We start from the raw sequence: 8,339 nt of genomic DNA, 5'->3' as shown, positions 1-8,339 counted from the left end.
GCGTGGGAGCCAGTGCGTTGCGGAGGTTCCCTCCGTTGTAGCAACTGGCGTGGGAGCCAGTGCGTTGCGGAGGTTCCCTCCGTTGTAGCAACTGGTGTTGTGTTATCGCCGAGAGTACGGCACCTAAAATCTGAAGTGGTGCGTTAGCCTTTGGCGTAACGCACCCTACTAGCGTGTCAAGGCTAAATTAATACAATAGAAAAATTGAGTTATGTTTCTAAAATCTCAATATTTCCAAGATTTGTAATGCACTATTTTAGCCTTGACACGCTACTACGTGTATTTCAAAAATTAAATATGAGTCCTATATTATATTGATGTTTCAAAGAATATTATCAATACTAACCTCGTCCATAGCCTAAGTCCGACGTTTTTAAGCGTGGGTTCCTTCTACCTCCTGAATTGACTCAGGATAGGATTTTCTGTAAAGAAAGCAATAATTCATTGACAGTATAGGGCTTCGACAAAAACGTATTCACACCAATAGCAGCTACTGCACTGAGCTTATTGTCAGACATAAGTCCACTGCTGGCAATAATTCTGACTTGGGGGTTGATTTTTTGCAGGGTACGGATGGCAGTTAAACCATCTAGCGACGGCAGCATAATATCCATTAGTACAACACTAATTTTGTCCATATTTTTAGCGTATAGCGCGATCGCCTCAATGCCATCACTCGCAATTAGGGTTTTGTAGTTGTGAGTTTCCAATGATGTTCTGGTAATCTCTTGAATGGCAGTTTCATCATCCACAACCAAAATCAATTCTCCATTTCCTGTTTGTGGTGGCAAATCTTCTGGGCTGAATGTTTCCATTCCCCCCACTGCTGGCAAGTAAACTTTAAAACTAGTGCCACTTCCCCGTTCGCTATACACGTTTACAAAACCTCCGTGACTTTTAATGATCCCCAGGACGGTGGAAAGTCCTAACCCTGTGCCTTGTCCCACATCTTTTGTGGTAAAAAATGGCTCGAAAATTCTATCTAAGATTTCTTTAGGAATCCCAACTCCAGTATCGGAGACAGTAATCACTGTATAAGACCCCTCTTTGGCTTCTAGGTTCCTCCGGGCATAATTTTGGTCAATCAACAGATTTTCGCCAGAGATGCTCAAACTACCGCCATTGGCCATAGCATCGCGAGCGTTAACGCAGAGGTTCATCAGCACTTGATGGAGTTGGGTGCTATCTCCAGAAACCATCCACAAATCCTGCGGTACATCAGTGCTGATTTCTATAGATTTAGGAAATGTCTCTTTCAGAATCTTGGCAACTTCCACAATCAAATGCTTCAGTTGCAGAGTGATGCGCTTCCCTTCCACACCCCGCGCAAACGACAGCACTTGTTTGACTAAATCAGCGCCACGTCTAGCGTTGATTTCCAAAATCTCCAGTAGATGGCGAGTCCGTTTATCCGCATCAGGAAATTTGAGTGGTAACAGTTGCGCTCCTGCCAGAATCGGTGTCAGGATATTGTTGAGGTCGTGAGCAATGCCACTAGCTAGAGTGCCAATACTTTCCAAGCGTTGAGCGCGAAACAATTGGGCTTCTAAATGTTTTTTCTCGGTAATATCTGTGTCAACGGTGAGAATTGATTTGGGTTTTCCTTGTTCATCGCACACTAGACTCCAGCGACTAGCAACAAGGATTTCTTTGTCAGTTTTGGTAAGTTTAGTTAACTCCCCCTGCCACTTCCCTTTACTAATAACTTGCAACAGAGCCGCTTCGATTTCCGGTGAAGGTTCGTCATACAAAAGCTCACTAGCATTTTTGCCCCAAACCTCTGTAGCTTGCCAGCCATAAAGTGCTTCTGCGCCTTTGTTCCAGAAGATAATTTGATTGTTTAAATCTCGCACGCAAATGGCATCTGTGGTGACATCTAGTAATGCTGCTTGTTCGCGGATTTTTTCTTGTGCTAATTTGCGTTCGCGTAGCGCGGCTTGTTGTTCGCTAATATCAATACTGGCGCAAGTCACGCCGACAACTTCATGCGACTCATTCCGCAATGGCTCGACAGTTAAATCGTAATATCGAGTTGTATCTTTGATTCTAATTGATACTTCTTCTCGTGTTCCTATGCCCGTAGTTAGCACCCCACGTTTAATTGTGGTGAGACGTTCAGCATCTTCAACTGGGATGATATCCAAGTCTTTTTTGCCCAACATTTCCTCAACTAACAATCCATCGGAGGGATTGTAAACCCAAGTGTACCGTAACTCCCTATCCTGGTTGTAGACAAAGATTGGAGAGTTTTTGAGGGCAACCCGAAATCGCTCCTCACTATGACGCAGTGCGTTGTCTGCCCGTTGACGCTCAATGGCATAACGCATTGAGCGCACCAGCAAGTCTCCAGTTACTTGCCCTTTCACCAAATAATCCTGCGCTCCTTGCTGCATCGCCCTAATTGCTAGGGTTTCATCGTCTAAACCCGTCAGCACAATTATCGGAGTTGCTTTCGCCTGATGGTGAGCGGTGACAAAGGTTTCAAGTCCCTGGCTATCTGGTAGCGAGAGGTCTAACAAAATCACATCAAAAATTTCGTTTGCTAGGTGGTTGAGTGCTTCCGAAAGCCGCTCAACGGGTATCAAATTAACTACAACTGTCGTAACTTCCTTTAAAAACTCCTGTAATAAAAAGACGTCACCAGAGTTATCTTCTACTAATAAGACTTTAATATTTTTACCTGCCATTTCCACTACTCCGGTGGCAGTTTTACATTCGCAAACCAAAAATTTTCTATTGATTGGACAATTTTAACGAATTGATCAAAATCTACTGGCTTAGTTATATAACAGTTGGCATAAAGGTTATAAGCTTTGAGGATGTCTTCTTCAGCTTGTGAAGTCGTCAAAATAACTACAGGAATTCGTTTAAGATTTTTATCTCCTTTAATTTCTGCTAATACCTCCCGCCCATCTTTTCTGGGCAGGTTCAAATCGAGTAGTACAATATGTGGATGAGCTACTTTAGCATATTTTTCTTGTTTTCGCAAGAATGCCATTGCCTCTACACCATCTTCGACCACGTTCAGGTGAATCGAGATTTTGCTATCTTCCAGGGCGATGCGTGTGAGTTGGACATCCCCAGGATTATCCTCTACTAACAAAACCTCAATAGGCATAATTGCTGTTATGGTTTCCACCATTACTTACCTGCTCTATCTGGAATTGTGAAGTAGAAAGTCGAGCCTTGACCCGGTTTCGACTTAACCCAGATCCGGCCGCCGTGGCGTTCTATAATTTTCTTACAAATTGCCAGACCAATTCCAGTCCCTGGATACTTGTCTCTACCATGCAAGCGCTGAAAAATTATAAATATACGTTCATCATACTGGGATTCCAAACCAATACCATTATCGCGCACCCAGAACAACCATTCATCTACCGACGGGATCACATTTAAACTTTCCCCATCTGGATTTGCACCTCCCCTGGCTACGCCGATGTGAACTTGTGGCTGCTGATGACGACAAAATTTGATGGCGTTGGCAATCAGGTTTTGAAATACTTGTGTCAATTGGGTAGTATCAGCCATGACTTCCGGTAGAGTATCATAAGTGACAATTGCCCGACTATCGGCGATCGCAATTTGAAGATTAGCGATCGCCTGTTCTAAAACAACACTACAATCAACTGCTATAAAGGGCTGTCCCCGGCTGCTGAGGCGGGAGTAGTTCAACAAATCATTGATTAGGGTCTGCATCCGGCAAGCCCCATCTACTGCGTAGGTGATAAACTGATCGGCATTGGCATCCAGTTGATTTTTGTATCTTTGCTCTAGTAGTTGTAAATAACTAGTTACCATCCGCAACGGCTCTTGCAAGTCATGGGAAGCCACATAAGCAAACTGTTCCAATTCAGCATTGGAACGAGCGAGTTCCTGACTTTGCTGGGTTTCTTTTTCTAATAGTTGCGCTTGAGATAAAGCAATCCCAATTTGATTACTTAGTTGCTGTAACAATTCCGTCTCAAAGTTATTCCACTTTCGAGGTGCAGCACACTGATGAGCCAGCAACAAGCCCCAAATGCTGTCCCTGACAAGTATCGGTACTACGAGGTTAGCCCTGACAGCAAACTGCTGAAGAAATTCTCGATGACATGGTTGGATATGAGCAGCTTCAATGTCTTCAATGGCACTGACTCTTCCCCGGCGATATCTTTCTAGGTATTCTTCTTTAAAACAGCTATCGAGCAGATTTTTTCCTAGAATTACCGGCCAACCAGGTAACACCGCCTCTTGCACTACTGTTCCTGAACCATCAGCCTCCAGTCGAAAAATTAAAACTCGGTCAGCTTGTAGTAATTTTTGTACCTCTGTCACCGTGGTTTGAAGAATTTCATTTATTTGTAAAGAGTCTCGAATTTTCAGGGTGATTTCGGCAAATAATTGCGATCGCAAATTCTGCCGCTTTAATTCCTCTTCTACCTGCTTGCGATCTGTGATATCTGTATAAGAACCCACCATCCGCACTATATCACCCAATGCGTCCCAAAGTGCCTGTCCTCGATCTAGAATCCATTTATAGCTGCCGTCTTGGCATTGGACTCGATATTCACAGACGTAAGACGGTATTTTCTTGGCAAAGTGGTCTTGGAAAGCTTGAAGTACAAAATCTCGCTCATCGGGATGGATTCGTTTTGTCCATTCATCCCAACCGGTGGAAACCTCGTGGTCTTTATAGCCGAGCATTTTCTTCCATTGAGTTGAAAAGAACACTTCATTAGTCTTGAGATTCCAATCCCAAATACCATCCTTATTACCATCTAATGCTAATTGCCAGCGTTCTTCACTTTCCCGTAGTGCTTCTGCTGTTTTCCGTCGTTCAGTAATATCTTGAAAATTAACAGATAAGCCGTCTTTGGCAGGATAGGCGTGGACTTTAAGCCAGCAGTTTAGTGGCGGAAAAAATTCCTCAAATTCCACACTTACCTGTTCTAAGATTGCCCTCTGATACTCACGATGGAATGTTGTGCTGATAATTTCTGGAAACACCTCCCAGATGTTTTTACCCAAAAGCTCATACTGGTTTTTTTTCAAGAGCCGTTCTGCTTGACCATTAATGTAGGTGAATCGCCACTTTTTATCCAGGGCAAAAAATCCATCAGTGATGCTTTCGAGAAGATTAGCAATGCGGGTTTTGGCGGCTTCAGACTGAGCGTGGACTGTTTGCTCGTGCGCTATTAGTTTCTCGCTAACTTCAGATACCTCAGCTACATAACGCCTGAGTTCTAGTTGGTCGATTACCAAGCGACTCAGGGCTACAAGCGTCTCCACTTGTTTTTGGCTCAATTGCCGTGGAACTTGGTCAATTACGCACAGAGTTCCCAGCAGATGTCCCTTTGGGGTAATTAAGGGTACACCTGCATAAAAGCGTATATATGGATAGCTAGTTACTGCTGGATTATTTGCCAACTTTTCATCAGCTTGGGTATCAGGAACCACTACAACGTTACGCCGCTCTTGGCAAAGGTAAGATAACCCAACATTCAGGGGCATTTCTGATACATCTAAACCTACTTTTGCCTTAAACCACTGACGGTTTTCATCAATGAAATTTACCAATGAGATGGGAGTCTCACAAATAAATGCCGCTAAGTGAGCAAGATTGTCGTAGGTTTTTTCGGGTTCGGTGTCAAGAATTTGATACTGGCGGAGGGCTTCTAACCTCGCCCCTTCTGTATCAATGTGTCTAGCTTTCATTGACTTTTCTTAAAAAATCTAAATGTAATATTCAGTCAGCAGCTTGGCTATCTCAAGAATAGCTTAACGTTTTTTAATAATTATTAGTCCTTTCCCCGCCTCTGGCTGTTTAGGCAAGTCTGTTTAAATTTTGTCAAAATGCTACATCTACATTATTAAATAAGTCGGAAGTCGGAAGTAAAGTTTTGTAATGGGATTTAACCCCAACACAAAACTTGCCGCGACTCGACTGAGCGCTCGCCGAACGTCTTGATAGTCGTTATGCAACTTAAACCCACGGAATTTAATTAAAAAACTTATGAGTTTAAGAAAGAAATCACTGTTTTGGATAAACAAATTATCTGATCCAAACTGCATTGGCGACGTTACTGCTAAAAATGAATTTATATTAAAAATTAGCGGATTTATTTGTGACTAATATGTATAAATTATCATCCCCAAAAATCCAGATATTTACAACTCTAACAGATTGTATTTTGCTACCCGTGTTATCAAAATCCTTAAAATATTCTCAATATTTGTTTGTAATCTTTAATCTTAACTAATGGAGGTCATCTGCGGCAGAAAGGGCGATCGCATGATCAAAAAATGGTATCGAGTCCAAAAGCTGAAAGCAATATTCGTCCTAGCATTGGTAGTTGTATTTACTAATGCTATAGTCTCCTATGGCAACACTGTTAAGCTGATTCACAACCAGCAAAAGGTGACATACTCCTATGAAGTTATTAGCCAACTTGAAAGTATCCAATCTACATTCAAAGATACTGAAACTGCACAACGTAATTACCTAATTACAGCAGATGCAGATGATTTACAAACCTATCTTGCAGACTATCAACAAACTAATAGCAATATTCAGATTCTCAGCAAGTTAACTGCTGATAACCATCAAAAGCAACAGTGGATTTCTTTGCTGGAGCCGAAAACTACCAATAGACTCAACATTCTGCAACAGGAAGTTTACCTCAGACAAAACCAGGGATTAGAAGCAGTTCGGCAGCAAATCTTATCTGATAAAGACAAGCAAATCGGCAAAAATATCCAACAGCTGATTCACGACTCTTTAAAGGCGGAGCAAAATTTATTACAGCAAGGAGTGCAGCAGTCACAAGCAAGTTTCCAAAAGGCAATAGTTATATTTTTGATCGCGGCTATTGTGGATTTGGTGCTGGTGGCGCTGCTGTATGACTTGTTATGGGGTTATATCAGGCAACTTCAGCAGACAGAACTGGCCTTACGCCAAAGCGAAAATCGTTTACGAGCCATGATAGATGCAGAACCAGAATGTATCAAGTTAATTGCCAGGGATGGCACCCTTTTAGAAATTAATGCCTATGGGCTGGCAATGATGGAAGTAGAAAGTGCTGATGTCTTGATTGGTAAACCTGTTGATGCCGTAATTGTACCAGAGTATAGAGCAGCCTTTGCCGACTTGCATAAAAGTGTCTGCCAAGGTAACAAGGGGACTTTGGAGTTTGAAATTGTGGGATTTAAGGGCACCCGCCGCTACATGGAAACTCATGCCGTACCACTGCGTAACGAATCTGATGGTACGTTTATCCATTTGGCAGTGATGCGAGATATAACCCAGCAAAAACAACTGGAAGCTCAACTTCTGCGATCGCAACGTTTAGAGAGTATCGGCACTTTAGCTAGCGGTATCGTTCATGATCTCAACAATATACTATCCCCCATTTTAATGTCAGTTCAACTGTTGCAGAAGAAATTGCCCGACGTACAGAGTCAGCAAATACTGCAAACTTTAGAAAATAATGTTAAACGCGGCGCTAATTTGCTTAAGCAGGTTTTGTCCTTTGCACGGGGTATTGAAGGCAAACGGACAATTGTGCAAATTCAGCCTTTGATGGCAGAAATTGAGCAAATTATCGCTCAAACATTCCCCAAATCCATCATCTGCCTAATAGATATCCCCAAAAATCTGTGGTATGTCCGTGGAGACACAACTCAACTACATCAGGTGCTGATAAATTTAGTAGTTAATGCCCGCGACGCCATGCCTAATGGCGGCATTTTAAGGATTGCGGCGGAAAATCTGGTGATTGGTGAACATTCTGCCCAGATAAATATTGATGCGAAAGTGGGTTCTTATATTGCGATCGTGGTGACGGATATTGGTATGGGGATGTCGTCGTCAGTCCAGCAACGGATTTTTGAACCGTTTTTCACCACCAAAGAGGTAGGCAAAGGTACTGGTTTAGGACTTTCCACGGCGTTAGGCATTATTAAAAATCACGGTGGTTTTGTCAATGTTTACAGTCAGGTAGGCAGAGGTACTCAATTTACAGTGTACTTGCCTGCCTCAACATTCAGAGACACACATTCGCTGTCTCAATAACTGGAATCGGTTATAGGAAATGGCTAATTGATTTTGCTGGTGAAAGTATCACAGACTACAAAAAATCCTAATTATCACCCTTTGGAAAAAACTTTTTGATTTACTGAAATTTTGTAGAAACTAATGAGTTACTGGTAGATATAAATCTAAATATTTTTTTGTTCAAACAAATTCAAGTGTAAATAATGGTCTGCTATAGGACTAATATTTGATTTCTGAAAAAGCTCCGTACATTTGAAGAGTGTCAAAATCAAAGGTAGTGTGTCGGATAAACCACTCAAACATC

Annotated in this window: 4 protein-coding genes; 1 reads left to right on the top strand and 3 read right to left on the bottom strand. The window is 42.2% G+C overall.

Features of this window, described 5'->3' with window-relative positions; genetic code table 11:
• Nucleotides 1–407: 407 nt before the first annotated feature.
• From V7K36_RS08230 to V7K36_RS08220, 3 genes are read right to left on the bottom strand one after another with little or no spacing between them, the layout of a single operon-like run.
• Nucleotides 408–2,687, bottom strand: coding sequence for a hybrid sensor histidine kinase/response regulator (locus tag V7K36_RS08230; RefSeq protein ID WP_335114749.1), 2,280 nt, complete (start codon nucleotides 2,685–2,687; stop codon nucleotides 408–410).
• Nucleotides 2,688–2,692: 5 nt separating this feature from the next.
• Nucleotides 2,693–3,142, bottom strand: coding sequence for a response regulator (locus tag V7K36_RS08225; protein WP_442948446.1), 450 nt, complete (start codon nucleotides 3,140–3,142; stop codon nucleotides 2,693–2,695).
• On the bottom strand, nucleotides 3,142–5,697 hold the full coding sequence (locus V7K36_RS08220) for a GAF domain-containing protein (RefSeq protein ID WP_335114747.1): 2,556 nt from the start codon (nucleotides 5,695–5,697) through the stop codon (nucleotides 3,142–3,144). The genes V7K36_RS08225 and V7K36_RS08220 overlap by 1 nt, the downstream gene beginning before the upstream one ends.
• Before the next feature lie 544 nt (nucleotides 5,698–6,241).
• Here V7K36_RS08220 and V7K36_RS08215 point away from each other — a divergent pair.
• Nucleotides 6,242–8,053: a CHASE3 domain-containing protein gene (locus tag V7K36_RS08215; protein WP_335114745.1), complete on the top strand. Its 1,812-nt coding sequence runs from the start codon at nucleotides 6,242–6,244 to the stop codon at nucleotides 8,051–8,053.
• The last annotated feature ends 286 nt before the right edge of the window (nucleotides 8,054–8,339 follow it).

Source organism: Nostoc sp. (assembly GCF_036919555.1).
Taxonomy (GTDB): Bacteria; Cyanobacteriota; Cyanobacteriia; order Cyanobacteriales; family Nostocaceae; genus Nostoc.
Note: the sequence above shows the minus strand (reverse complement) of the source record. Positions and strands in the feature narration are given on the sequence as shown.